The sequence below is a fragment of the Kordiimonas marina genome, from assembly GCF_023006325.1.
Taxonomy (GTDB): Bacteria; Pseudomonadota; Alphaproteobacteria; order Sphingomonadales; family Kordiimonadaceae; genus Kordiimonas; species Kordiimonas marina.
Window position 1 is genome coordinate 282,015 of sequence record NZ_JAINDF010000006.1, and the last position, 23,445, is coordinate 305,459.

General features: G+C 59.5%; 25 protein-coding genes. 22 read left to right on the forward strand and 3 right to left on the reverse strand.

The annotated features are described in order from the left end of the window. Positions 1 to 44 precede the first annotated feature (44 nt). The 6 genes from K6118_RS14895 to K6118_RS14920 all read left to right on the forward strand — a co-directional run bounded on the left by K6118_RS14895 (position 45) and on the right by K6118_RS14920 (position 7,420). A complete protein-coding gene (locus K6118_RS14895; protein WP_247121283.1) occupies positions 45 to 1,418 on the forward strand; it encodes a class II 3-deoxy-7-phosphoheptulonate synthase in 1,374 nt (457 codons plus the stop codon). Between the two features lie 91 nt (positions 1,419 to 1,509). After that, on the forward strand, positions 1,510 to 3,186 hold the full coding sequence (locus K6118_RS14900; protein ID WP_247121284.1) for an NAD+ synthase: 1,677 nt from the start codon (positions 1,510 to 1,512) through the stop codon (positions 3,184 to 3,186). A gap of 34 nt (positions 3,187 to 3,220) precedes the next feature. Beyond that, complete coding sequence (gltX, locus tag K6118_RS14905; RefSeq protein WP_247121285.1) at positions 3,221 to 4,552, forward strand: glutamate--tRNA ligase; 1,332 nt, start codon at positions 3,221 to 3,223, stop codon at positions 4,550 to 4,552. Between the two features lie 13 nt (positions 4,553 to 4,565). After that, positions 4,566 to 5,903 (forward strand): cysteine--tRNA ligase, encoded by a 1,338-nt coding sequence (gene cysS, locus K6118_RS14910; RefSeq protein WP_247121286.1) that lies wholly within the window; start codon positions 4,566 to 4,568, stop codon positions 5,901 to 5,903. Positions 5,904 to 5,906: 3 nt separating this feature from the next. Further along, entirely contained in the window at positions 5,907 to 6,647 is a 741-nt protein-coding gene (locus tag K6118_RS14915; RefSeq protein ID WP_247121287.1) for an RNA methyltransferase, read from the forward strand. A 113-nt stretch (positions 6,648 to 6,760) separates the two neighbouring features. Then, positions 6,761 to 7,420 (forward strand): C-type lectin domain-containing protein, encoded by a 660-nt coding sequence (locus K6118_RS14920; protein WP_247121288.1) that lies wholly within the window; start codon positions 6,761 to 6,763, stop codon positions 7,418 to 7,420. A gap of 12 nt (positions 7,421 to 7,432) precedes the next feature. Here K6118_RS14920 and hemB read toward each other — a convergent pair whose 3' ends face one another. Beyond that, positions 7,433 to 8,425, reverse strand: coding sequence for a porphobilinogen synthase (gene hemB / locus K6118_RS14925; protein ID WP_247121289.1), 993 nt, complete (start codon positions 8,423 to 8,425; stop codon positions 7,433 to 7,435). A gap of 246 nt (positions 8,426 to 8,671) precedes the next feature. Here hemB and K6118_RS14930 point away from each other — a divergent pair, with 246 nt between their 5' ends. The 3 genes from K6118_RS14930 (at position 8,672) to K6118_RS14940 (ending at position 10,749) form a co-directional block, all read left to right on the forward strand. Further along, complete coding sequence (locus K6118_RS14930; RefSeq protein WP_247121290.1) at positions 8,672 to 9,151, forward strand: MarR family winged helix-turn-helix transcriptional regulator; 480 nt, start codon at positions 8,672 to 8,674, stop codon at positions 9,149 to 9,151. A gap of 135 nt (positions 9,152 to 9,286) precedes the next feature. Beyond that, entirely contained in the window at positions 9,287 to 10,507 is a 1,221-nt protein-coding gene (hemA, locus tag K6118_RS14935) for a 5-aminolevulinate synthase (RefSeq protein ID WP_247121342.1), read from the forward strand. A gap of 20 nt (positions 10,508 to 10,527) precedes the next feature. Then, positions 10,528 to 10,749 (forward strand): DUF6898 family protein, encoded by a 222-nt coding sequence (locus K6118_RS14940; protein WP_247121291.1) that lies wholly within the window; start codon positions 10,528 to 10,530, stop codon positions 10,747 to 10,749. A 32-nt stretch (positions 10,750 to 10,781) separates the two neighbouring features. Here the strand turns inward: K6118_RS14940 and K6118_RS14945 are convergent, their stop codons facing one another. Further along, complete coding sequence (locus tag K6118_RS14945; RefSeq protein WP_247121292.1) at positions 10,782 to 11,189, reverse strand: Ros/MucR family transcriptional regulator; 408 nt, start codon at positions 11,187 to 11,189, stop codon at positions 10,782 to 10,784. A 313-nt stretch (positions 11,190 to 11,502) separates the two neighbouring features. On the opposite strand from K6118_RS14945, the gene rpiB reads away from it, so the two are divergent. The 11 genes from rpiB to K6118_RS15000 all read left to right on the forward strand — a co-directional run bounded on the left by rpiB (position 11,503) and on the right by K6118_RS15000 (position 21,504). Beyond that, positions 11,503 to 11,946, forward strand: coding sequence for a ribose 5-phosphate isomerase B (gene rpiB, locus K6118_RS14950; RefSeq protein ID WP_247121293.1), 444 nt, complete (start codon positions 11,503 to 11,505; stop codon positions 11,944 to 11,946). Between the two features lie 51 nt (positions 11,947 to 11,997). Further along, positions 11,998 to 13,290, forward strand: a complete 1,293-nt coding sequence (gene glyA, locus K6118_RS14955; protein WP_247121294.1) for a serine hydroxymethyltransferase — start codon at positions 11,998 to 12,000, stop codon at positions 13,288 to 13,290. A gap of 80 nt (positions 13,291 to 13,370) precedes the next feature. After that, positions 13,371 to 13,862 (forward strand): transcriptional regulator NrdR, encoded by a 492-nt coding sequence (nrdR, locus tag K6118_RS14960; protein WP_247121295.1) that lies wholly within the window; start codon positions 13,371 to 13,373, stop codon positions 13,860 to 13,862. Then, the gene (gene ribD, locus K6118_RS14965; RefSeq protein ID WP_247121296.1) at positions 13,863 to 14,960 is read left to right on the forward strand and encodes a bifunctional diaminohydroxyphosphoribosylaminopyrimidine deaminase/5-amino-6-(5-phosphoribosylamino)uracil reductase RibD; all 1,098 of its coding nucleotides are present in this window, start codon (positions 13,863 to 13,865) and stop codon (positions 14,958 to 14,960) included. Positions 14,961 to 14,969: 9 nt separating this feature from the next. Further along, complete coding sequence (locus K6118_RS14970) at positions 14,970 to 15,569, forward strand: riboflavin synthase (RefSeq protein WP_247121297.1); 600 nt, start codon at positions 14,970 to 14,972, stop codon at positions 15,567 to 15,569. 5 nt (positions 15,570 to 15,574) lie between these two features. Beyond that, on the forward strand, positions 15,575 to 16,681 hold the full coding sequence (gene ribB, locus K6118_RS14975) for a 3,4-dihydroxy-2-butanone-4-phosphate synthase (protein WP_247121298.1): 1,107 nt from the start codon (positions 15,575 to 15,577) through the stop codon (positions 16,679 to 16,681). A 32-nt stretch (positions 16,682 to 16,713) separates the two neighbouring features. Continuing rightward, positions 16,714 to 17,154 (forward strand): 6,7-dimethyl-8-ribityllumazine synthase, encoded by a 441-nt coding sequence (locus K6118_RS14980; protein WP_247121299.1) that lies wholly within the window; start codon positions 16,714 to 16,716, stop codon positions 17,152 to 17,154. Positions 17,155 to 17,174: 20 nt separating this feature from the next. Beyond that, complete coding sequence (gene nusB, locus K6118_RS14985) at positions 17,175 to 17,621, forward strand: transcription antitermination factor NusB (protein ID WP_247121300.1); 447 nt, start codon at positions 17,175 to 17,177, stop codon at positions 17,619 to 17,621. 30 nt (positions 17,622 to 17,651) lie between these two features. After that, positions 17,652 to 18,635 (forward strand): thiamine-phosphate kinase, encoded by a 984-nt coding sequence (thiL, locus tag K6118_RS14990; RefSeq protein ID WP_247121301.1) that lies wholly within the window; start codon positions 17,652 to 17,654, stop codon positions 18,633 to 18,635. Between the two features lie 20 nt (positions 18,636 to 18,655). Continuing rightward, positions 18,656 to 19,165 carry a hypothetical protein gene (locus K6118_RS14995; RefSeq protein WP_247121302.1) on the forward strand — a complete coding sequence of 170 codons (510 nt, stop codon included), beginning with the start codon at positions 18,656 to 18,658 and terminating at the stop codon, positions 19,163 to 19,165. A 245-nt stretch (positions 19,166 to 19,410) separates the two neighbouring features. Further along, positions 19,411 to 21,504 carry a sodium-translocating pyrophosphatase gene (locus K6118_RS15000; RefSeq protein ID WP_247121303.1) on the forward strand — a complete coding sequence of 698 codons (2,094 nt, stop codon included), beginning with the start codon at positions 19,411 to 19,413 and terminating at the stop codon, positions 21,502 to 21,504. A 75-nt stretch (positions 21,505 to 21,579) separates the two neighbouring features. On the opposite strand, the gene K6118_RS15005 is transcribed toward K6118_RS15000, so the two are convergent. Beyond that, positions 21,580 to 22,077 (reverse strand): outer membrane protein assembly factor BamE, encoded by a 498-nt coding sequence (locus tag K6118_RS15005; RefSeq protein WP_247121304.1) that lies wholly within the window; start codon positions 22,075 to 22,077, stop codon positions 21,580 to 21,582. A gap of 181 nt (positions 22,078 to 22,258) precedes the next feature. Between K6118_RS15005 and K6118_RS15010 the strand changes: the two genes are divergently transcribed. Together K6118_RS15010 and K6118_RS15015 are read left to right on the forward strand one after the other, a co-directional pair. After that, positions 22,259 to 22,825: a ubiquinol-cytochrome C chaperone family protein gene (locus K6118_RS15010; RefSeq protein ID WP_247121305.1), complete on the forward strand. Its 567-nt coding sequence runs from the start codon at positions 22,259 to 22,261 to the stop codon at positions 22,823 to 22,825. Further along, the gene (locus tag K6118_RS15015; protein ID WP_247121306.1) at positions 22,825 to 23,370 is read left to right on the forward strand and encodes a YceD family protein; all 546 of its coding nucleotides are present in this window, start codon (positions 22,825 to 22,827) and stop codon (positions 23,368 to 23,370) included. The genes K6118_RS15010 and K6118_RS15015 overlap by 1 nt, the downstream gene beginning before the upstream one ends. Positions 23,371 to 23,445 lie beyond the last annotated feature (75 nt).

The following is a 23,445-nucleotide window of genomic DNA, read 5'->3' on the forward strand; positions in this document are numbered from 1 at the left end:
AAATTTTGTTACATGTGAAAACGATGTAGAGCTGAGGTTTGGTGATGAGTGACTGGCGCCCCGATAGCTGGAGAAAACGGCCCATAGTTCAGGTGCCCGAGTATCCGGACGCCGCTGCGGTGAAAGAGGTAGAGGCAGAACTTGCCAGCTATCCGCCGCTGGTATTTGCCGGCGAGGCCCGCAATCTGAAAAGAGAGCTCGCCCAGGTGGCGGAAGGTAAGGCCTTCCTGCTGCAAGGGGGCGACTGCGCCGAAAGCTTTGCAGAATTTCATCCGAACAATATCCGCGATACCTTCCGTGTGATCCTGCAAATGGCGGTGGTGCTGACCTTCGCGGCCAGCTGCCCGGTGGTCAAGGTCGGCCGTCTGGCGGGCCAGTTTGCCAAGCCGCGGTCGTCGAACACCGAAACCATCGATGATGTGACGCTGCCGAGCTACCGTGGCGATATCATCAATGGCCCGGCGTTCGATGCTGAATCCCGTGTGCCGGACCCGGCGCGCATGTTGAAGGCTTTCAGCCAGTCGGCTGCCACGCTCAACCTCCTGCGCGCCTTCGCACAGGGCGGCTATGCCAACCTATTGTCCGTCCATCGCTGGAACCTGGATTTCGTCAGCCAAAGCGCGGCGGGCGAACGCTACCAGGAACTGGCGGACCGGATCGGTGAGGCGCTCGCCTTTATGGAAGCCTGCGGTATCAACCCTAGCAATGTTCAACAGCTGCAGGGCACGGATTTCTATACGTCGCACGAGGCACTGCTGCTCGGCTACGAACAAGCACTGACCCGCGTCGACAGCACGTCGGGGGACTGGTACGACACCTCCGCCCACATGCTGTGGGTTGGGGACCGCACGCGCCAGCCTGAAGGCGCCCATGTTGAATTCCTGCGCGGCATCGGCAACCCGGTTGCCTGCAAGGTCGGGCCGACCACCGAGGTCGATGACCTGATGCGGCTGATCGATATCCTCAACCCGGATAACGAAGCCGGTCGGCTGACGCTGATCACCCGCTTTGGCGCCGACAAGGTTGAGGAGCATCTGCCCAAGTTCCTGCGCAAGGTTCGGGAAGAAGGCCGCAAGGTCGTCTGGTCGTGTGACCCGATGCACGGCAACACCAAATCGTCCGCAGGCGGGCTCAAGACCCGGCCGTTCGACCGGGTGCTCAAGGAAGTCAAGCAGGTGTTCGCCTGCCACAAGGCCGAAGGCACCTACGCGGGCGGCATCCACCTGGAGCTCACAGGCCAGAATGTCACTGAATGTATTGGCGGCGCAGTCGCGATCACGGAAGAGGGGCTTTCCAGCCGCTATCACACCCACTGTGATCCGCGCCTCAACGCAAGCCAGTCGATCGAACTGGCCTTCCAACTGGCGGAAGCCCTGAAGGAAGAACGCGAAGCCCTCGGCGCCTCCGCTGCCGCTTAAAAGGCACAGGATGGGAAAAGAATTTCAGGCGGCTTCCGGGCCGCCTTTTCTTTAGCTTGTTTGGGGCCTTAAGGCAGGGTAAAAGCGCGGCATGACCGAAAGACTTTCCATATATATGGCACAGCTGAACCCGACGGTGGGGGCAGTGAAAGCCAATGCAGAAGCAATCGCGGCGGCGTATGCCGATGCGGTGCTCGCGGGTGCTGATCTCGTGCTCACGCCTGAGCTGTCGATCGCCGGCTACCCGCCGGAGGATCTGGTCCTGAAGCCCTTCTTTGTGCGCACGGTCGCGCAGGCGGTGGAAGGCCTCGCGGAAATTACCTCGGGCGAGGGCGCGCCGGGGCTGGTCGTCGGCGGGCCGTGGGCCGAAGGCGACAAGCTTTATAATGCCGTGTTCCTCTTGGCGGGCGGCAAGGTTGCGGCTATCCGCTATAAGCATGAGCTGCCGAACTATGGCGTCTTCGACGAGAAGCGCGTGTTCGATTCCGGGCCGCTGATCGAACCGGTTGAATTCCGCGGCATCAAGCTCGGTATCATGATCTGCGAAGATATGTGGTTCCCGGCCGTCAGCAACCATCTGGCGGACCGCGGCGCTGAAATCCTGCTCGTGCCCACCTGCAGCCCCTATGAGGCGCGCAAGCATGACGAACGCAAATGGCAGGCGGGCCAGCGCGTCAAGGATACCGGCTTGCCGCTTGCTTTCTGTAATCAGGTTGGCGGGCAGGACGAACTGGTGTTCGATGGCGCCAGCTTCGCCATGTCGGCCGATGGCCATATCGGTGTTCAGATGGACGCCTGGGCGGAAGCCGGGCTGCTGACCGAATGGTCGCGGAGCGCTGACGGCTGGTTTGTCTGCACGACCGTATTTGAAGGCCATGAGCCGGACGGCCTTGAAGGCATGTACCAGGCGATGATGCTGGGTCTCCGTGACTATATCACCAAGAACCGCTTCCCCGGTGTGATCCTCGGCCTGTCCGGCGGGATCGACAGCGCGCTGTCGGCCGCCGTCGCCGTCGATGCCCTGGGCGCGGACAAAGTTCACTGTGTGATGATGCCGTCCGTCTATACCTCCGGCGAAAGCCTCGAGGACGCCGAGGCGTGCGCGCGCATGCTTGGGGTTCATTATGACATCGTCAGCATCAAGGACGGCGTTGAGGCATTCGGTGCCATGCTTGGACCGCTTTTCGAAGGCACGGCGCCGGACACGACGGAAGAAAACATCCAGTCACGCCTGCGCGGTGTGCTGTTGATGGCGCTTTCGAACAAGTTCGGCAAAATGGTGCTGACGACCGGCAACAAGTCCGAGGTGTCGGTGGGCTACGCCACGCTCTATGGTGACATGTGCGGCGGCTATAGTGTGCTGAAGGACGTCTATAAAACCGACGTGTTCGCGCTGTCGCGCTGGCGGAATGACAATCTGCCGCGGGGTGCCCAGGGGCCTGAGGGCACGGTGATGCCGGACCGCATCATCACCAAGCCGCCGAGCGCCGAGCTGCGCGCCGACCAGAAAGACGAAGACAGCCTGCCGCCCTATGACGATCTGGACGATATGCTGCGCTGTCTGGTCGATGAGGAAATGTCGGTTGCCGACATTGTCGCGCGCGGGCATGACGCATCAACGGTTGCACGCATCGAACACCTGCTGTACATCGCCGAATACAAACGGCGGCAGGCGTCGCCCGGTGTGAAAATCACCCGCAAGAATTTCGGCCGCGACCGGCGGTACCCAATTACCAACGGGTTCCGCTCCGCGCGCAAGGACGGCTAGGCCGCCCACCCACTTAACTGACTGGATAGGTAATATGACTGTCAAGGTTCGCTTCGCTCCGTCGCCCACCGGTAAACTGCATCTGGGCAATATCCGCGCTGCCCTCGTAAACTGGATGTATGCGCGACAGCAGGGCGGCACCTTCTTCCTCCGGATCGACGATACCGACCGTGAGCGGTCGACCGAGGAAAATGTCGACGACATCAAGAAGGACCTGACCTGGCTTGGCCTTAATTGGGATGAGACCTTCCGTCAGAGCGACCGTTTCGCCCGCTATGACGGTGTGGTCGACAAGCTGAAGGCCGATGGCCGCCTGTACGCCTGCTATGAAACCGCCGAAGAGCTGGAGATGAAACGCAAGATCCAGCTCGGCCGTGGCAAGCCGCCGGTTTATGACCGTGCGGGCCTTTCGCTTACCGATGATGAGAAGGCCGCATATGAGGCCGAGGGCCGCAAGCCGCACTGGCGCTTCAAGCTCAACCTGCCGGGCCGGGTGGACTGGACCGACCTGATCCGCGGTGACGTTTCCATCGACCTCGAATCACTTTCCGACCCGATTCTGATTCGCGAAGATGGCTCCTATCTCTATACGCTGCCGAGCGTGGTGGACGATGTCGATTACGGCATCACCCATATCGTGCGCGGTGAGGACCATGTGACCAACTCCGCGGTTCAGGTGGAGATTTTCGAAGCCCTCGGTGCCCGCGCGCCCGAGATGGCGCACTTCGCGCTCCTGACCGGTAAGGGCGGTGAAGGCCTTTCGAAGCGCTACGGCGCCATGTCGATCGGTGAATACCGCGACGAAGCCGGACTTGAGCCCATGTCTGTGGTTTCGCTGCTCGCGCGTGTTGGCACCAGCGAGCCGATTGAGGCATTCGCCGACGTCCAGCCGCTCATCGATGCGTTCGATTTCGGCAAGTTCGGCCGCTCGACCGCCAAGCTCGATACGGCAGAGCTTGAGCACCTGAACGCGAAAATCCTGCATATGACGCCGTTTGAAAAGGTCGCCGACCGTCTCGAGGGTGTCGACGAAGCCATGTGGGAAACGCTCAAGCCGAACCTTGAGAAGCTGCATGACATCCGTGAATGGCTCGCCATCATCAACGGCCCGGTTGAGCCGGTCATCGAAGACGCGGCCCATATGGCCAAGTGCCATGACCTGCTGCCCGCGGGTGACATCACCGCCGACACCTGGAAGGCCTGGACCGATGTGATCAAGGCTGAGACCGGTGTGAAGGGCCGCGGCCTCTTTATGCCGCTCCGCCAGGCGCTCACGGGGCAGGACCATGGCCCGGACATGTCGGCTTTGCTGCCGCTTCTCGGCCGCGACAAGGTGCTTGCCCGGCTGATGGGCAAAAGCGCCTGATTTGGAGGGGCTGATGACCGAGATCCAGCTCTACAACACGCTCGCGCGCGCCAAACAGGCGTTTGAGCCGATCGACCCCGCCAACGTACGCATGTATGTCTGCGGGCCGACGGTCTATAACTATGCCCATATCGGCAACGCGCGTCCTGTTGTGGTGTTCGACATGTTGTTCCGGCTTCTCCGTCATGTTTATGGTGCGGAGCACGTCACCTACGCCCGCAACATCACCGACATCGACGACAAGATCATGAAGGCGGCGGCGGACGAGGGCGTCAGCATCAAGGCGATCAGCGCCCGCTATGCCAAGGCCTATCAGGACGATATGGCCGCCCTTGGGGCTTTGGACCCGACGATCCAGCCGAAGGCGACCGAGCATCTGTCCGAGATGATCAAGATGATGCAGTCGCTGATCCAGAAGGGCCACGCCTATGTCGCTGAAGGGCATGTGATGTTCAACGTGCCCTCGATGGAGACTTATGGCCGCCTGTCCGGACATTCGCGCGATGAGCTGATCGCGGGGGCCCGCGTCGATGTCGCGCCCTATAAGAAGGACCCGGCCGATTTCGTGCTGTGGAAGCCGTCGACCGAGGACCAGCCGGGCTGGATGAGCCCGTGGGGCCGTGGCCGCCCGGGCTGGCACCTTGAATGCTCCTGCATGATCGAGAAGCACCTGGGCGAGACCATCGACATCCACGGCGGCGGGCAGGATCTGATCTTCCCGCACCATGAGAATGAGATCGCGCAGAGCGAATGCAGCCACGGCGCCCAGTTCGTGCGCTACTGGATGCATAACGGCTATCTGACCGTGGACGGCGAGAAAATGTCCAAGTCGCTCGGCAACTTCCACACCGTGCATGACCTGATCAAGGATCATCCGGGGGAAGCGCTGCGCATGAGCTTGCTCACCGCGCATTACCGCCAGCCGGTGGACTTTTCGCTCGACGGTGTCGCTGAGCAGAAGCGCAGGCTGGACCGCTGGTACCGCCTGACGGACGGTGTCGAGGCTACTGCGGAAGTGCCGCAGACAGTGATTGAAGCCCTCGCGGATGATCTCAACACCCCGCGGGCTATTTCGGCGCTCGATGCGCTCGCCACCAAGGAAACGGCCGCTGAGCTGAAAGCCGGCGCCCAGTTCATGGGCTTCCTGAACCAGGACGCGAACGCCTGGTTCCAGGGCGGCGCGACCGATGAGCTGGAAGCCGCCGAGATCGAAGCGATGATAACCGCCCGCAAGAATGCGCGGGCGAACAAGGATTTCGCCGAATCCGACCGTATCCGCGATGCTTTGCTCGCGAAGGGGATCGTGCTTGAAGACGGTCCAAACGGGACGACTTGGCGCCGTAAGGACTGAGGAATGACTGAAACCAACCTTCAACCCGCTATCATTCTCGTGCGGCCGCAGCTTGGCGAAAATATCGGCAAGGCGGCGCGGGCGATGCTGAACTTCGGCCTGACCGAGATGCGGCTTGTCGCCCCGCGGGACGGCTGGCCCAACCCGGCGGCAGGCCCTACCGCGTCCGGCGCCGATCAGATCCTTGATGATGCGCAGGTATTCGAGACGGTCGCTGACGCGATTGCCGACTGTACCCATGTTTATGCCGCCACCGTGCGGGACCGCGATATGCCGAAACCGGTGGTGACGCCGCGGGAAGCCGCAGGCCAGATGCATGAGATCATCAGGGCCGGGTCGCGCCCCGCTATCCTGTTCGGGCCGGAACGCGCCGGGCTTACCAATGACGATGTTTCGCTGGCCGATACGGTGCTCACCGTGCCGGTGAATCCGGGGTTCGGTAGCCTGAACCTTGCCCAGGCGGTCATTCTGGCGGCGTATGAATATTACCAGCACGGTAATGAAACCCCTGCCTACCAGCCGTCCCACCCGGAAGGCGCCGCGAACAAGCAGGAACTTCTGGGCCTGGTGGAGCATATCGAAACGGAGCTTGGCAAACGCGGTTTCTTCCGCAGCGAAGACCGCCGCGAAACCCAGGTCAGGATGATCCGTAACCTGATCCAGAATGCGCACTTCTCCTCACAGGAAGTGCAGACATTGCGCGGTATCGTCAAATCGCTGACCCTGGAACCCTTTGAGCGCTAGGCCTTTCCGCTCTTTCCGCTCTTGCCGTTCATCTGCTGTACAGCGTCTTTCGTTTTTAATCGCACCCGGTTAGAGTGTGGCTGACTTCACCGTGAGAGGGAGAGGAAGACCGAATGTCATTTCTGGGCATGATCGCGATTGTCGCCACCCTGTTTCAGGGTGGGGTTGATGCCACGGGGACGGCTATCGCCCGTCCGCTCGGTGAAGCGCATGAGGACCCGTCGACAGGTAACTACTATCAGATATTCCAGTTTTACGGCCCTAAACCCTACACGTGGGCCCATGCCAAACATATGGTGCACGGCTATATCTATGAAGGCCGGGTAGGGCAGCTTGCTTCGGTCAAGACGCTGGAAACCCATTATTTCCTGCTGCTCCAGTTCCCGGAAATGCGCAAGCACAAAACCTGGATCGGCCTCAGTGCCCAGTGTAATGAGCAAGCCGACCTGGAATGGCTCGACGGCACGAAGCTGGAGGATACCAATTTCCGGGCCTGGGCCGCGGATGCGCAGCGGAAGATCAGCCGGACCTGCCGTGACCACCGCTTGAGTGGCAATATCTACCCGATCTATTACATGCCGGACGCATTTGGCGTGCGCTGGGAAATGGGCCAGTCAAACACCGACATCGAATATATGGTGGTCGAATTCCCGAAATCTGAGGACCCGAAAGCCGCCGGCCAAAAATCCGACAGTAAAGACAAGCCGGAGGGGGCTAAGGATTCAGGCACGAAAAAACCGGCAGACGACAAAGGGCCATCTGCCGGTCGGTAACGGGACCGTTTCTTATCCCTGCATCAGCTTCGCGGCCATCGGGGCGAAATAGCTGAGTACGCCATCAGCCCCCGCGCGTTTGAAGGCGAGAAGCGACTCCATCATCACACCGTTCTGGTCCAGCCAGCCGTTCTGGGCGGCGGCCATCAGCATCGCATACTCACCGGAGACCTGATAGGCATAGGTCGGCACGCCGAAGCGGTCCTTTACCTCACGGATGACATCCAGATAGGGCATCCCCGGCTTGACCATGACGCTGTCGGCGCCTTCATTAATATCCAGTTCGACTTCGCGCAGGGCTTCCAGCCGGTTGGCCGGGTCCATCTGGTAGGTTTTCTTGTCCCCCTTCAGCACACCGGTGCTGCCAACCGCGTCCCGGAACGGGCCATAGAAGCTGGAGGCATATTTGGCGCTGTAGGCCATGACCTGGACATGGTCGAACCCGGCGCGGTCCAGCTCTTCCCGGATCGCCCCGATGCGGCCGTCCATCATGTCGGACGGGGCGATGATGTCGGCGCCGGCTTCAGCCTGCACGACAGCCTGCTGCACCAGGATGCCGACGGTTTCGTCATTGAGGACCTTGCCGTCTTCCACAAGGCCGTCCTGGCCATGGCTGGTGTAGGGGTCGAGCGCCACATCGGCCAGAAGGCCGATTTCCGGCACAGCGTCCTTGATGGCGCGCATGGCGGTGTTCATCAGGTTATCGCCGTTGAGCGCTTCGTCACCACGGTCGGACCGAAGCTCAGCCGGGGTATAGGGGAAGAGGGCAAGGCAGGGGATGCCAAGGGACTTTGCCTGCCGGGCCGCTTCAACCGCCTGGTCCACCGAAAGCCGTTCCACGCCGGGCATGGATTTGACTTCTTCCCGGATACCTTCGCCTTCACGCACGAAAATCGGCCAGATCAGATCGTCCGGCGTGACGAGATTTTCACGGACCAGACGGCGCGACCAATCGGTGGCGCGGGTACGGCGCATACGGGTGTTCGGGAAAGACGCGTTGGACATGGCAGTTCCTAACTTGTGAAACTTACAGCCGGCGGATGCCGGGTTTATGGAAAAACTTATGCGGGCGAGTGCAGCATAAGACAGGCAGGAAAGCTACAAAAAGGCAAGGGGGCCTGTCACGCTTTGTGATAATTTTGCGTGCAATTTTGATCGAATTTTAGCATTAACAAAGCATTAGGACTTGTCGCACACAGTGTCATGCACAAGATTCGACGAAAAATCGTCCTAAATTCAGGCAGGTTTAATATGAGCAGCTACGATTTTAACGACCCGAAGTTCCTATTCCTGGACATATTGTCCCTGGTGGAACGTCTGCACCGGCGCCTTCTTGATGTTCTCAAGAACCATCTTGAGCATATCGGCAAGAACGACCTGAACCCGGTTCAAGCGCTTCTTCTGCATAACGTGGCGGACCATGAAATGACCGCGGGCGAGCTGAAGACCCGGGGCTATTACCAGGGGTCCAACGTCTCCTATAACCTCAAGAAACTGGTGGAAATGGGCTATCTGCGCCATGAACGCTCGGATTATGATCGCCGTGCCGTCCGTATTTCGCTGACCGACAAGGGCTACGAAATCCGTGACGTGATCGACGGCCTTTATGAGCGCCAGCTTGAGGAACTGCTGCAGGATGACCTTATCTCGCACGACGAGCTGAAGCACCTGCGCAAGAACCTCAGGAACCTGGAACGCTACTGGTCCGACAAACTTCATTTCGGTCTTTGACTTTAGGCAAGAACCTGCTCATCGGTTTTTCCTATATCTGTGTGCGACAATTTCGACGCTGGACTGCAACACCAGCATTGCGTTAAAGGAATCCCACCGCTAAAATCCGGTGGTAAGCAGCAGACGGATACCGTGATGGATTACGAAAAGATTTTTGCCGACGCGATTGGGGCCATTCGCGAAGAAGGCCGTTATCGGGTCTTTGCAGATATTTCGCGGGAGCGGGGCAACTTCCCCCGAGCGCTTCGGCATGACGCAGGCGATAACGCCCGGTCGATCACGGTCTGGTGCTCCAATGATTATCTCGGTATGGGCCAGCACCCGAAGGTGCTTGAAGCCATGCACAAGGCGCTGGATGAAACCGGCGCTGGGGCAGGCGGAACCCGCAATATCGCTGGGAATAACCACTATCACGTCCTCTTGGAACAGGAACTTGCCGACCTGCATGGCAAGGAAGCTGCGCTCCTGTTTACGTCGGGCTACATTTCCAACGAAGCCACGCTGTCGACCGTTGCCAAGGTTCTGCCGGGCTGCATCATCTTCTCCGATGAGATGAACCATGCCTCGATGATCCAGGGCATCCGCAACAGCGGCGCGCAGAAACATATTTTCCGTCATAACGATCTCGAGCACCTGGAAGAGCTTCTTAAAGCTGCTGACCCGGATGCGCCGAAGATCATCGCCTTTGAGTCGGTTTATTCGATGGACGGCGATATCGCGCCGATCGCCAAGATTTGCGATCTGGCCGACAAATATGGCGCCATGACCTATCTGGACGAAGTTCATGCGGTTGGCCTGTACGGCCGTCGTGGCGGCGGCGTGTCCGACCGCGACGAGGTTGCTGAGCGTCTGACCATCATTGAAGGCACGCTCGGCAAGGCGTTTGGGGTTATGGGCGGTTATATCGCCTCCTCGAAAACGCTGGTCGATGTGATCCGCAGCTATGCGTCCGGCTTTATCTTCACCACCGCGCTGAGCCCGGTTCTCGCGGCTGGTGCCCTGGCCAGCATTCGTCACCTGAAGCAAAGTGGCGCGGAACGCTCGCTGCACCAGGAGCGGGCGGCTGCGCTCAAAGCGCGCCTGAAGGCGGCAAACCTGCCGGTGATGGACTCGGAAAGCCATATCGTGCCGGTCTTTATCGGGGACCCGATCCTGTGCAAGGATGTTTCCGACCTGCTGCTCAACGAATATGGCATCTATGTCCAGCCGATCAATTTCCCGACGGTGCCGCGCGGCACGGAGCGCCTGCGCTTCACGCCAGGTCCGCTGCATGACGACACCGCCATGGATGCGCTGGTTGAGGCCCTCAGCGATGTCTGGCAGCGCCTGAACCTCAAGCGGGCTGTGGGCTGTTAAGAAACCCAGAAAGGGCGCTCATGCCTGAGACTGGTGAAGTTCTCATAGAAATTACGCAGATGGGCAATTCGGTCCGGGTGTGTGCTGTGTGCACACGGACCGGGACGGAGGTCTCTATCGTCGGGGACCCCCGGGCCAGCAGGCGAGAGCTTGAGATGCTGGCTATGCGCAAATTGCAGTATGTGATGAACCGGGACGAAAAGAAGCCGGTGGTGGAAAACAAAAAAGGGCTGATCGTTTGATCAGCCCTTTTTTGTTGGCGATGGGGTGGCAATTATCGTTTTTTGCCGAGGCCGATTTTCTTTGCGAATTCTGAACGGCGGGCAGCATAGCTTGGCGCCACCATCGGATAATCGGCCGGAAGCCCCCATTTGGCCCGATATTCCTCGGGGCTCAGGTCATAGCGCGAGCGCAGATAGCGCTTGAGCATCTTGAGCTTTTTCCCGTCTTCGAGGCAAATGATATAGTCATTGGTGTAGGATTTTTTTATGGGAACAGCAGGAGTCTGCTGGTTCGCAGTCGTTTGTTGATCGGTGCCCAAGTTGGTCAGCGTTGAATATACGGTCTTGATGACGTCAGGAAGATCGCCGGATGATACCGTATTGTTGCTGACATAAGCGGTGACAATATCAGCCGCTAACCCGAGCATGGAATCAACAATAGTAGTATTATCGCCTGACATTAATTCTATGCTCCGATTTTAATGATACGTTCGGTCCGGTTATTTGCAGCATTTCAATGACAAATTCAACAGCAAATAGTAGTCGTGCCCAATTTTAATCCTTAATAAACTGTTAATAAATGCATGTTGCAAGTAATCGGCAGTCTTTTCTGTGTCATTACTCAAAACAGTTCGGAATGCGATTCCGTGTCTTGGGTTCGGGAGATGAGTGTGCTATCCAGACGCCACAGAACCGGCGGCTTCCAGCTCTTTCCGATGCTCCTGGCGTTGCCGAGGTAAGACCCATCATCGTTTAGTAAAAAAGGCCATCGCCATGACCGCAGAAACCATCGCCGTTGCCAGCGATCACGCAGGGTACGATTTAAAAGAATTTATCAAAGAAGAGCTCGAAAACCGGGGCTTTGAGGTGCTTGACCTGGGCACGCATGGCCGGGAGTCGGTCGACTATCCTGACTATGGCGCCGCCATGGGCGAAGCCATCGCCAGCGGCAAGGTGGGGCGCGGTGTTGTCGTCTGCGGTTCGGGTATCGGAATCTCGATTGCGGCCAACCGCAACCCGGCGGTGCGCGCAGCTCTCTGCCAGGACGGCCTGATGGCGCGTCTTTCCCGCCTGCATAACGACGCCAACGTTTTGGCCCTTGGTGCGCGTCTTATTGGTATTGAGACAGCTAAGGATTGCCTCGACAATTTCCTGGATACCGATTTTGAGGGCGGCCGCCATCAAAGGCGGGTCGACAAACTCGGTACTTCCAATTAAACCAGCTTTCAGTTCGCTTCCATCATCCATAGTGCGCAGGGGTTATTGCCAATGACCACATTTACCCAACCGGGCTTTTTTACCGCCAGCCTTGCCGAAACCGATCCTGAGCTGAAAACCGCCATCGACGGCGAGCTCAAGCGTCAGCAGGGGCAGATCGAGCTGATCGCGTCTGAAAACATCGTCAGCCGCGCCGTGCTTGAAGCACAGGGCTCGGTTCTGACCAACAAATATGCCGAAGGCTATCCGGGCCGCCGTTATTATCAGGGCTGCCACCATGTCGATATCGCCGAGAACCTGGCGATCGACCGGGCCAAGCAGCTGTTCAATGCAGGTTTCGTCAACGTGCAGCCGCATTCGGGCGCCCAGGCCAACGGCGCTGTTATGCTGGCGCTCACCAAGCCGGGCGATACCATCATGGGCATGTCGCTCGATGCTGGCGGTCACCTGACCCACGGGGCCGCGCCTGCCATGTCCGGCAAATGGTACAATGCGGTCCAGTATGGCGTTCGCCGTGAAGACGCGCTCATCGACTATGATGAAGTTGCTGCTATGGCGAAGGAGCACAAGCCGGTCCTCATCATCGCTGGTGGCTCGGCCTATCCGCGCTTTATCGATTTCGCCCGCTTCCGTGAAATCGCAGACAGCGTCGGTGCCTATTTCATGGTCGATATGGCCCACTTCGCCGGCCTCGTGGCCGGTGGCCAGCATCCGAACCCGCTTGAGTATGCCGACGTTGTCACCACGACGACGCACAAAACCCTGCGCGGTCCGCGTGGCGGCATGATCCTGACCAACCGTGAGGATGTGTCGAAAAAGATCAACTCGGCCGTATTCCCCGGCCTCCAGGGTGGTCCGCTTGAGCATGTGGTCGCCGCCAAGGCTGTCGCCTTCGGCGAAGCGCTGAAGCCGGAATTCAAAGGCTATGCCGCGCAGGTGGTCAAGAACGCCAAGGTTCTGGCTGATCGCCTCAAGGAAAAAGGCTTTGATATCGTCTCCGGCGGCACCGACACCCACGTGGTGCTGGTTGACCTGCGTCCGAAAGGCCTGACCGGTAAGGCGGCCGACGAAGCGCTGGAGCGCTCGCACATGACCTGTAACAAGAACGGTGTGCCGTTCGATCCTGAGAAGCCGATGATTACCTCGGGTATCCGCCTGGGGACGCCTGCGGGCACCACGCGCGGCTTCGCGGAAGCTGAGTTCACCCTGATCGCCGACATGATCACCGAAGTGCTCGACGGCCTGGCTGCGAACCCGGAAAATAACGAGGCTGCTGAAGCCAGCGTCCGGGCAAAAGTCGCTGATCTCTGTGAACGCTTCCCCATCTATAGTGATTTGGGCTAAGCTAGCCCCAACTGCTGGGGGTGGGCGTGCGCGGCCACCCTCCAGACTTAGTACATCAGGGGGCTATGTAAGGGGGCATTATGCGCTGTCCGTTTTGCCAGAACGACGACACACAGGTTAAAGATTCACGGCCAACCGAAGATAAGTCGGCGATCCGGCGTCGGCGTTTCTGCCCGGCGTGCGGGGCCCGCTTTACCACATTTGAACGCGTACAGCTGCGTGAGCTGACGGTGGTCAAAAAGTCCGGGCGGCGGGTGCCGTTCGAACGCGAGAAGCTTGAACGCTCGCTCGATATCGCGCTCAGGAAACGGGCGGTCGAACCCGACCGGGTCGAACGTATGATCAACGGTATCGTCAGGCGCCTTGAATCGATGGGTGAAAGCGATATCGATTCCGATCACATCGGCAAACTGGTGATGGAGGGTCTCGAAAGCCTCGACCAGGTAGCCTATGTCCGCTATGCCTCGGTCTACCGTAACTTCCGTGAAGCATCAGACTTTGAAAAATTCCTCGGCAAAATGGGCGGTACGGAAGACGATTTCCATGACGAGGAGTATCGCGAGGAGTCCTGAGTGACCGATACCGCGAAGCTCGACCAGCGTTTCATGCGTCACGCCCTGTCCCTGGCGGGGCGGGGCCTTGGCCGCACGGCACCCAACCCTGCGGTTGGCTGCGTCATTGTCAAAAATGGTGTCATTATTGCGCGCGGGCATACCATGCCCGGCGGTCGCCCCCATGCCGAGCGTGTCGCGCTCGACCAGGCGGGGGAGGCGGCACGCGGCGCCACGGCCTATGTCTCCCTTGAACCCTGTTCCCATACCGGCAAAACCGGCCCGTGCGCGGATGCGCTGATAGATGCAGGCATTGCCCGTGTGGTTGTCGCGGTCGGCGATCCGGACCCCCGGGTGTCGGGGGACGGCATCGCCAAGCTCAAGGCTGCGGGCATCGATGTTACCGAAGGTGTTGAAGAAGCGGCCGCGGACGCGCTCAATGCCGGCTTTTTCCTGAAAGTGACGGAAGGGCGTCCGCTCTTTACCCTCAAGATGGCAACCTCGGCCGATGGCCGTATCGCGCTCGCGTCGGGGGAAAGCAAATGGATCACTGGGGCTGAAGCCCGCCAGGCCGGGCATATGCTGCGGGCGACACATGACGCCATCCTCATCGGCGCAGGAACCGTGCTGGCGGACAATCCGGCGCTCGATTGCCGGATCGCCGGCCTTGAGGACCGCTCTCCTGTGCGTGTGATCCTGGATGGCCGTTTGCGGACGCCGGTTCATAGCAAACTTGTCGCCACCGCAGGCGATATCCCGACCTGGATCGTGACGGATAAGGCCCATGCGGACCGGTTCGACCAATATGAAGACTGGGGCGTTGACGTCATCGCGCTGGATGACCCGCATGACATACAGGCGGTCGCGCAAGCGCTGGGGGACCGGGGGCTGACACGAGTGCTGATCGAAGGCGGCGGGCAGGTTCATGCCTCCTTTCTGAAGGCGGGGCTGGTCGACCGGGTCGCCCATTTCATCGCGCCCAAGCTGATCGGCGGCGACGGTGTCGCGGCGATTGCGTCTTTGGACCTTGCCAGCCTTGGGGCAGCGCCCCATCTTAAACTCAAACATATTCGGCGGCTCGGGCCGGATATCCTTGCATCCTATGAGAAGGCGGAGTAACTGAGGCCCATGTTTACAGGGATAGTCACAGATGTAGGCCGCGTGCGCGCGGTGGAAGGCGATGCGGACAAGCGTGTCACCATTGAGACCGCCTATGATATGGGCCGTGTTGAAATCGGTGCATCGATCGCCTGTGAAGGCGTGTGCCTGACGGTTGTCGACAAGGGCGATGGCTGGTTCGCCGCCGATGTCTCCGCTGAAACCCTGAAGGTCACCAACCTGGGCGACTGGAAGGTTGGCAGCCTCGTCAACCTCGAGCGTTCCTTGAAGCTTGGGGACGAAATGGGCGGTCATATCGTCACCGGTCATGTGGACTGTGTCGGTACCATTGCCCGGTTCGAGACCTTGGGTGAATCCATTGTGATGGATGTGGCCGTTCCCGCGTCCCTTGGCACCTTCGTGGCCCAGAAGGGCAGTGTTGCGGTCAATGGTGCGTCGCTCACCGTCAACAGCGTGGCGGACGAGGGTGATATCACCCGCTTTTCCATCAATCTCATTCCTCATACCCAGGCTGTCACCAGCTTCCGTGCGAGCAAGGAAGGCGACCGGGTGAATGTGGAGTTTGACATTCTGGCGCGTTATGTCGCGCGCCTGCAGATAAAAGGCTAACGGTCGTGCCCCAAGAGTTTCTTTCGCCAATCGAAGACGTCATTGAAGACGCCCGCAACGGTAAAATGTTCATCCTGGTCGATGATGAAGACCGGGAGAATGAAGGTGACCTGATCATCCCGGCGCAGATGGCAACGCCGGATGTGGTGAATTTCATGGCCAAATATGGCCGTGGCCTCATCTGTCTGCCAATGACGGGCGAACGGGTTGCTCAGCTTGGTCTGCCGCTGATGAGCACTAATAACCAGGCCCGCCACCAGACGGCCTTCACCGTTTCCATCGAAGCGAAAACCGGGGTGACCACCGGCATTTCCGCGGCGGACCGGGCCCGTACCATTGCTGTTGCCATCGATGCCAGCAAGGGCAAGGACGATCTTGCGACCCCGGGGCATGTGTTCCCGCTGGTCGCGCGCGACGGCGGTGTGCTGGTGCGCGCGGGCCATACCGAGGCCTCGGTCGATATTTCGCGGCTGGCCGGGCTGAACCCGTCGGCTGTTATCTGTGAAATCATGAATGAAGACGGCACCATGGCGCGGCTCAATGACCTTGTGCCTTTTGCCAAGGAGCATGGCCTCAAGATCGCGACCATCCGGGACCTCATCGCTTACCGGCTCAAGTATGACAATCTCATCTCCCGCGTGACCGAGACCAAGCTCAAGCGCCGCAGTGGCCATGAGTGGAACGTCATCGTCTATACCGCGGACGCCGACCGGCGTGAGACCGTTGCGCTGGTGCTGGGGGATATAAAAGCCGAGGTGCCGACGCCCGTGCGGATGCATTCGCTCAATCCGTTTGAGGACCTTCTGGATATGGACCATCCGCGCACGGGCCAGCTTGGCCGTGCGATGGCGGCGATTGAGGCTGAAGGCCACGGTGTCGTCGTGCTGTTTCCGGGCCTTATCGGGATGCGGCCGTCCGAAGCCGTGCGCCCGCGTGACCCCGGTCATGAGAAAGGCCAGGGCGCCCTTAAGGATTATGGCATCGGCGCGCAGATTTTGCGTGATCTCGGTGTCGGTCACATGATTCTCTATTCGAATACGCCAAGCCATATTGTTGGCCTTGAAGGCTACGGCCTCGATGTCGTAGAACAGCGCGAAATTCCGGATGCCTGATCTCAGGCACGTGTAACGTAAGGATTAGTCAGATGGCACAGCCTCATCTTTTGCTTGTTGAAGCGCGTTTTTATGGTGATTTGGCCGACGAACTGGCCCTCGGGGCTATCGAGGCAATTGAGGAGGCCGGTGCAACCTGTGACCGTGTCGCCGTGCCTGGTGCACTGGAAATTCCGGGGGCGATCAAGTTTGCCCATATCGGCCCCCGCGTGAAATATGACGGCTATGTCGCGCTTGGCTGTGTCATTCGCGGCGAGACGACGCACTATGATTATGTCTGCGGTGAAAGCGCCCGCGGACTGCAGCAACTGACGCTCAACAATAATCTGTCCATCGGCAACGGTATCCTGACCGTTGAGGACTGGGACCAGGCTTGGGCGCGGGCGAAACGCAGTGAAAAGAACAAAGGCGCGGGGGCAGCGGAAGCAGCGCTTGCCATGATCGCGCTCAAGGAAAAGTTTGGAGTAGAATAATGGCGCGTGAGCCCAGAAAAATGAAAAATGGCGGTCCGCGCAGTGCGGCCAGGCTCGCGGCGGTTCAGGCGCTTTATCAGCTTGAAATGTCCGACGATCCTAAGCCCACGCTGGTGATCGAGGAATATATCCGCCATCGTCTGGGTGCCGAAATCGAAGGCGACCAGTATGTGGAGGCTGATGCCGACCTGTTCGCCGATATCACCGAAGGCGGCTGGGGCCGACGGGCTGAGTGGGACGAGGCGATCACACCGTGCCTGAGCACCGATTGGTCGCTCGACCGGTTGGAGGCCATCATCCGCGCGATTTTCCGGGCAGGCGCCTATGAACTTGCGGCGCGGCCGGATGTGCCGACTGCGGTTATCATCAACGAATATGTCGATGTCGCGCACGGCTTTTATGAAAGAAGCGAAGCCGCTTTCGTAAACGGCGTGCTCGATAAATTGGCCAAATCCCTGCGCGCCTGAGATTGAGGGCGTTGCGGGGCCGAGAAGGCAATGGCAGGCGGACATAAGGCACATGACGAGACCCTTGGCGAATTCGGCCTGATAGACCGGTATTTCGCGCCGCTCGCCGGCCCCGAAGGGCTTGGCCTCAAGGATGATGCCGCCTGTCTTACCCCCACAGCGGGTACAGATCTCGTTATTTCCAAAGATATGCTTCTGGAAGGCGTGCACTTCCTTGGTGATGACCCGGCGGACAGCCTGGGCCATAAGGCGCTCGCGGTTAATCTGTCCGACCTTGCCGCCAAGGGCGCGGTCCCGCGTCATTATTTCCTCGGCCTTGCTCTGCCTAAAGGGACGCCAGCGGACTGGTGTGCCGCCTTTGCTGCGGGCCTCAAGTCCCTGCAGGAGACAAGCGGTATTGTCCTGCAGGGCGGGGATACAACGGCGAGCCGCTCGGGCATTGTGATCAGTGTCACCGCCGTGGGGGAGGTGCCTTCGGGGGCCATAATCCGGCGCTCAGGCGCGCAAGTTGGCGATGATGTCTATGTCACCGGCACATTGGGGGACGGGGCGCTCGGGCTTTTGAGCCTTCAAGGCAAGATCGCCGCCGATGAATATCTGACCGACCGCTACCGGCGGCCGACGCCGAGGAGCGCCCTTGGGGTGGCGCTTCGCGGTCTTGCCCACAGCGCGGCGGATATCTCCGATGGGCTTATCGCCGACCTGGGCCATATTTGTGAGGCTTCAGGCCTGGGGGCCCAGCTCGAACAAGCTTTGCTGCCGGTCTCGGCCCAGGCCCAGGCGGCCGTGGCGGAAAACCCGGCCGTTAAACCGCTGATCTGGTCGGGCGGGGACGATTATGAGCTGGTGTTTACGGCGCCCCCGGCTATGCGGGCGGAAATCGCCGCACGTGCACGCGCGCAGGGCGTAGCCGTCACCCGCATTGGGCAGATAGAGGCAAAAAAGGGTGTGCGTCTGGTTGATCCGGGCGGACAGCTGGTGCAGATTGGCCGGGAAGGCTATCAACATTTCTAACCGACAGGGATAGGACGCTTATGTCGCAGGACAATGCAAGTCTGGAATCTGAAAGCGGCTCAGGCAAGATGCTGCTTGTGCTGGGCCTTTTGGGCGGTCTCGCCGTCGGGGGTGGCCTTGGCTATTTCTATTCCAAGCAGTTTGGCAGCCACGAAGGCGCCACAACGACCTCTGAGGCGAAACCGGCGAAGGCTGAAGGCAAGCTTCTGAGCGTGCCTTTCGACCGGTTGGCGGTGCCGATTTACATGCACGCCAACGGATCGTCGCGGTTCGTGGGCAATTATTTCGTCGATATCAAGGTCGAAACCCACGGCGAAGAGAACCAGATCAAGATCAGGAAGGCGCAGCCTCAACTCCAGCAGGCCTTCCTCTCCGCCATCAGCAAAAATGACATGATGCGCGACGATGCCCCGCTTGAGATCGACGTCGACAAAGCCGGGGATATCCTCAAGAAGAAAGCCGATGAGGTGCTCGGCCCCGGTGTTGCCGAACGGGTCCTGATCATGAGTGCGCTGCGGGTTTCGCAGTAACGGTATATCTCTGGAAAGCGCTGAAAGAAGGGCTGGCGACCTCCCGTTGGGGGCCGCCTGTTTCCGTTCGCCCGCATTACTGCCCTTGCAAGAGTTGCGATTGCTCCATAAGGTTGAACGTGGCCGACCTGTGTTGGGAGTATACCAGGGGTTTCGCCTATAATAGCGGGCAGGGTGGTCAGTTGGGGAGTATTGCCGCCCGTAAGCCCAAGGTCTTGGGTCTGATTATAGGGAGGGTTTATCCCATGCAAGTTATGTACGCCGCCATTGCCTGCGGCGTTATCGCTGTTCTTTACGGCATCATCACGCGTCAATCCATTCTGTCTGCCAGTGCAGGCAATGAGAAAATGCAAGAAATCGCCGAAGCCATCCAGGCTGGTGCACGCGCTTACCTTAATCGTCAGTACCGCACCATTGCGATGGTGGGGGTTGTTGTCGCCATCCTTCTGTTCTTCCTGATCACGAAGCTGGCGGCTTTGGGCTTTGTCATCGGTGCTGTGCTGTCTGGCGCTGCCGGCTATATCGGGATGCTGATCTCGGTCAAAGCCAACGTGCGCACGACCGAAGCGGCCCGCACCGGGCTTCAGGAAGGTCTGACGCTGTCGTTCCGTTCGGGTGCTGTAACCGGCATGCTGGTTGCCGGTCTCGCGCTTTTGGCGGTCTCCGGCTATTATACCGTGCTCACGGGTCCGATGGGCTATGCCCCCAATGACCGCACGGTGATCGACGCGCTGGTGTCGCTCGGGTTCGGGGCGTCGCTGATTTCCATCTTTGCCCGTCTGGGCGGCGGTATCTTCACCAAAGGTGCCGACGTGGGGGCCGACCTCGTTGGGAAGGTTGAGGCTGGTATCCCGGAAGATGATCCGCGTAACCCGGCGGTGATCGCCGATAACGTGGGCGACAACGTCGGTGACTGCGCCGGTATGGCGGCTGACCTTTTCGAGACCTATGTGGTCACGATGGGGGCGACCATGGTGCTGTCCGCGCTGTTCATCAAAGCCGGTGTGGCCGATATCATGTCGCTGCCGCTGATCATCGGCGGGACCTGTATTCTGACCTCGATCATCGGCACCTTCTTCGTCAAGCTTGGTAAGTCGCAGTCGATCATGGGCGCGCTTTACAAGGGCTTCATCGTGACGGCTGTCCTGTCGGCCATCGTGATGTGGTTCGCCATGAGCTGGGCGCTGGGTGGCGATATGGAGAAAGTCTTCACCACGGGCACGACGTCCTTCTCGGGCCGCGATCTCTATTATTGCGGGCTTGTCGGGCTGGCTGTGACCGGTCTCATCATCTGGATCACCGAATATTATACCGGCACCGAATTCCGCCCTGTGCGGTCGATTGCCAAGGCATCGGTGACAGGTCATGGCACCAACGTGATCCAGGGTCTTGCTGTGTCGCTTGAATCCACGGCGCTGCCGACGATTGTTATCTGTGCCGGTATCATCGCCGCCTTCAAGCTGGCCGGTCTTCTGGGGCTGGGCTTCGCGGCAACGGCAATGCTGGCGCTCGCCGGTATGGTCGTGGCGCTCGATGCCTATGGTCCGGTAACCGACAACGCGGGCGGGATCGCCGAAATGGCGGGCCTTGACGATGATGTCCGTGCCCGTACCGACGCGCTTGATGCGGTTGGCAACACCACCAAAGCGGTGACCAAGGGCTATGCCATCGGCTCGGCCGGTCTGGCGGCGCTTGTGCTGTTCGGGGCCTATACCACCGACCTGAAGACCTACTTCGCGTCGGTAACGGTCGATTTCAGCCTGTCGAACCCGTATGTGGTTGTCGGGCTGTTAATGGGGGCGCTGTTGCCGTATCTGTTCGGTGCCATGGCTATGACGGCCGTTGGCCGGGCAGGGGGCGCTGTGGTTGAGGAAGTCCGGGCGCAGTTCCGTGACAACCCGGGGATCATGGAAGGGACGACAAAGCCGGATTATGCCCGGTCGGTCGACCTTCTGACCAAAACCGCGATCAAGGAAATGGTGATTCCGAGTCTGCTGCCGGTGGCGGCGCCGGTTGTCATCTATTTCGTGATCCACGCGATTGCCGGCCAGGCAGCGGCTTTTGCCGCCCTTGGTGCCCTGCTTCTGGGCGTGATCGTCGGTGGTCTTTTCGTCGCGCTGTCGATGACGGCGGGCGGTGGTGCCTGGGATAACGCCAAGAAATATATCGAGGACGGTAATTATGGCGGCAAGGGCTCGGAAGCCCACAAAGCTGCCGTCACCGGCGATACGGTTGGCGATCCTTACAAGGATACCGCTGGCCCGGCGGTGAACCCGATGATCAAGATCAGCAACATCGTTGCGCTCTTGCTTCTGGCGATCCTGGCCCACGCGGGCTAAAGCGGGTCTGTCCTGGAAACACAAAACCCCGGCCAAGGCCGGGGTTTTTCTTTGTAACGCGTATGAGCCGGTTGCTTAACCGTTCGGGCCCGGCGTGTCGGAGGAGCCCACAGGCGCCTGGCCGGAGAAGCGGCCGATGCTGCCGAAAATCTGCTGGAAGAAGTTGAGCGACCGGCCGTAGGTCGGCGTCTTGTCCTTGACCGGGTTGATATGGCGCATGGTCGAAATATCGTAGTTTTCCACGTCGGAGACGACGCCTTTGTCGTTGAAGGCCACGGCGAGAACGCGGTGGTCTTTCGGGTCCGGCCAGAAGACCGGGCGTACCCGCACGATGGTGGAAACATAATACCAGGTTTTGTCCGAGAAGGTGGAGGTGACCGTCGGGGTCCCCAGCGTAGCCTTCACGGACTGTCTGTTGTCCACGCCCGGCTGGATCGCATTCGCAAGCTCGGGGTCGAAAACATAACCACGTACCATCCTGGCGTTGCCGCAGGCCGACAGACTAGCCCCTAAAACGAGGCATAGCCCAAGCGCGCGGGCAGTTTTCAAGGATTTGGCAGGCGTTTTCGTCATGCTCTCAACTTTCCATATTCTTGTGTCTTGGGACACATTCCACCCGTTTAATAGCCCCAGCCGTTGCATGGTGCAAGGCTCCGTGATAGAGCGACCGACAATAGCTTGCAAGCCCTGTGCACATAAGCGGGCATATCTTGCAGGCGATACAGGCTGATTAAGGCAATTTGAAGGAGGGCTCATGTTTGGGCGCTGGCTGAAAAATCGTCAGGAAAAGAAACTGGCTTACCGTCTGTATCAGAAGCTTGCGACCCAATCGCGGGAGCCAATCTTCTATACAAGGCTGGGCGTGCCGGACACTTTCGACGGCCGTTTCGATATGGTCCTCCTGCATCTGTTTCTGGTGCAGAGCCGTCTGGAAGACTTCGGGACGGAGACACGCACCCTCAGGCGCAAGGTTCAGGAAGCCATGGTGGCGGACCTCGACCGGGCCCTCCGCGAGGTTGGGGTCGGTGACATGAGCGTCGGCAAGGAGATGAAAAAGGTCGGGTCGGCCTGGTTCGGTCGCCTGAATGCCTATGGCGCAGCGGTTGAGGACGATGCGGAAGAGGGCGCCTTGAAAGTTGCCCTCAAGCGTAATCTTTACCGTGAAGACGCCGATGATGCCCTTCTGGACGCCATGACAGAATATGTCGAGACGACGCGCGCCAAGCTGGCAGGCTATGGCCTGGAGGCCTTTCTGGCTGTATCATTCGACTTTCCCACCCCTGATGGCGGCGAGGCCGCCCAAGTTCAAGGACAGGGCTGATGACCAAGACATATACCCTTGCTTTCAAGCTGCCGGTGGAAGAGCTGGACCGGGAGCATCGTCATTACGTGGTTGAAGCCACGGAGGCTGAGCGCGCCCAATTGGTTGAGCGTTTCGACATCGTGGCCCTCAATAGCCTGTCCGCGGAGGTCGATGCCTGGGATGGTGGAGACGAAAGGTTCCATCTGAAAGGGCATTTGAAGGCGGATCTGGTTCAGCGCTGCATCACGACCCTTGCGGATGTGCCGGAGAAAATAGACTCATCTTTCGAACTGATGCTCGTGGATGCCGCTACGGCCGACAGGATGGACGCCGAAGAAGCATATCTCGATCCCGCCGTTCCTGATTATGATGCGATCGAAGGCAATGAAATCGGGCTTGGGGAAATTGTCGCGCAGACGCTGGCAATCTCGATGAACCCTTATCCCCGGGCCGAAGGCGCTGAGCTTGAAGCCTCATCGGGCGGCAAGGTTTCGGTCAATGAGCCCGAGCTCAAGCGGCCAAATCCATTTGCGGTCTTGGAAAAATTGCGTGACGAATCTTGAAGTAGGCGCCAAAATCGCTATGGTCCCGGTGTGGGGGAGCTACCGACCGTAATAGCGGCAAGGTAGCTGGCGGAT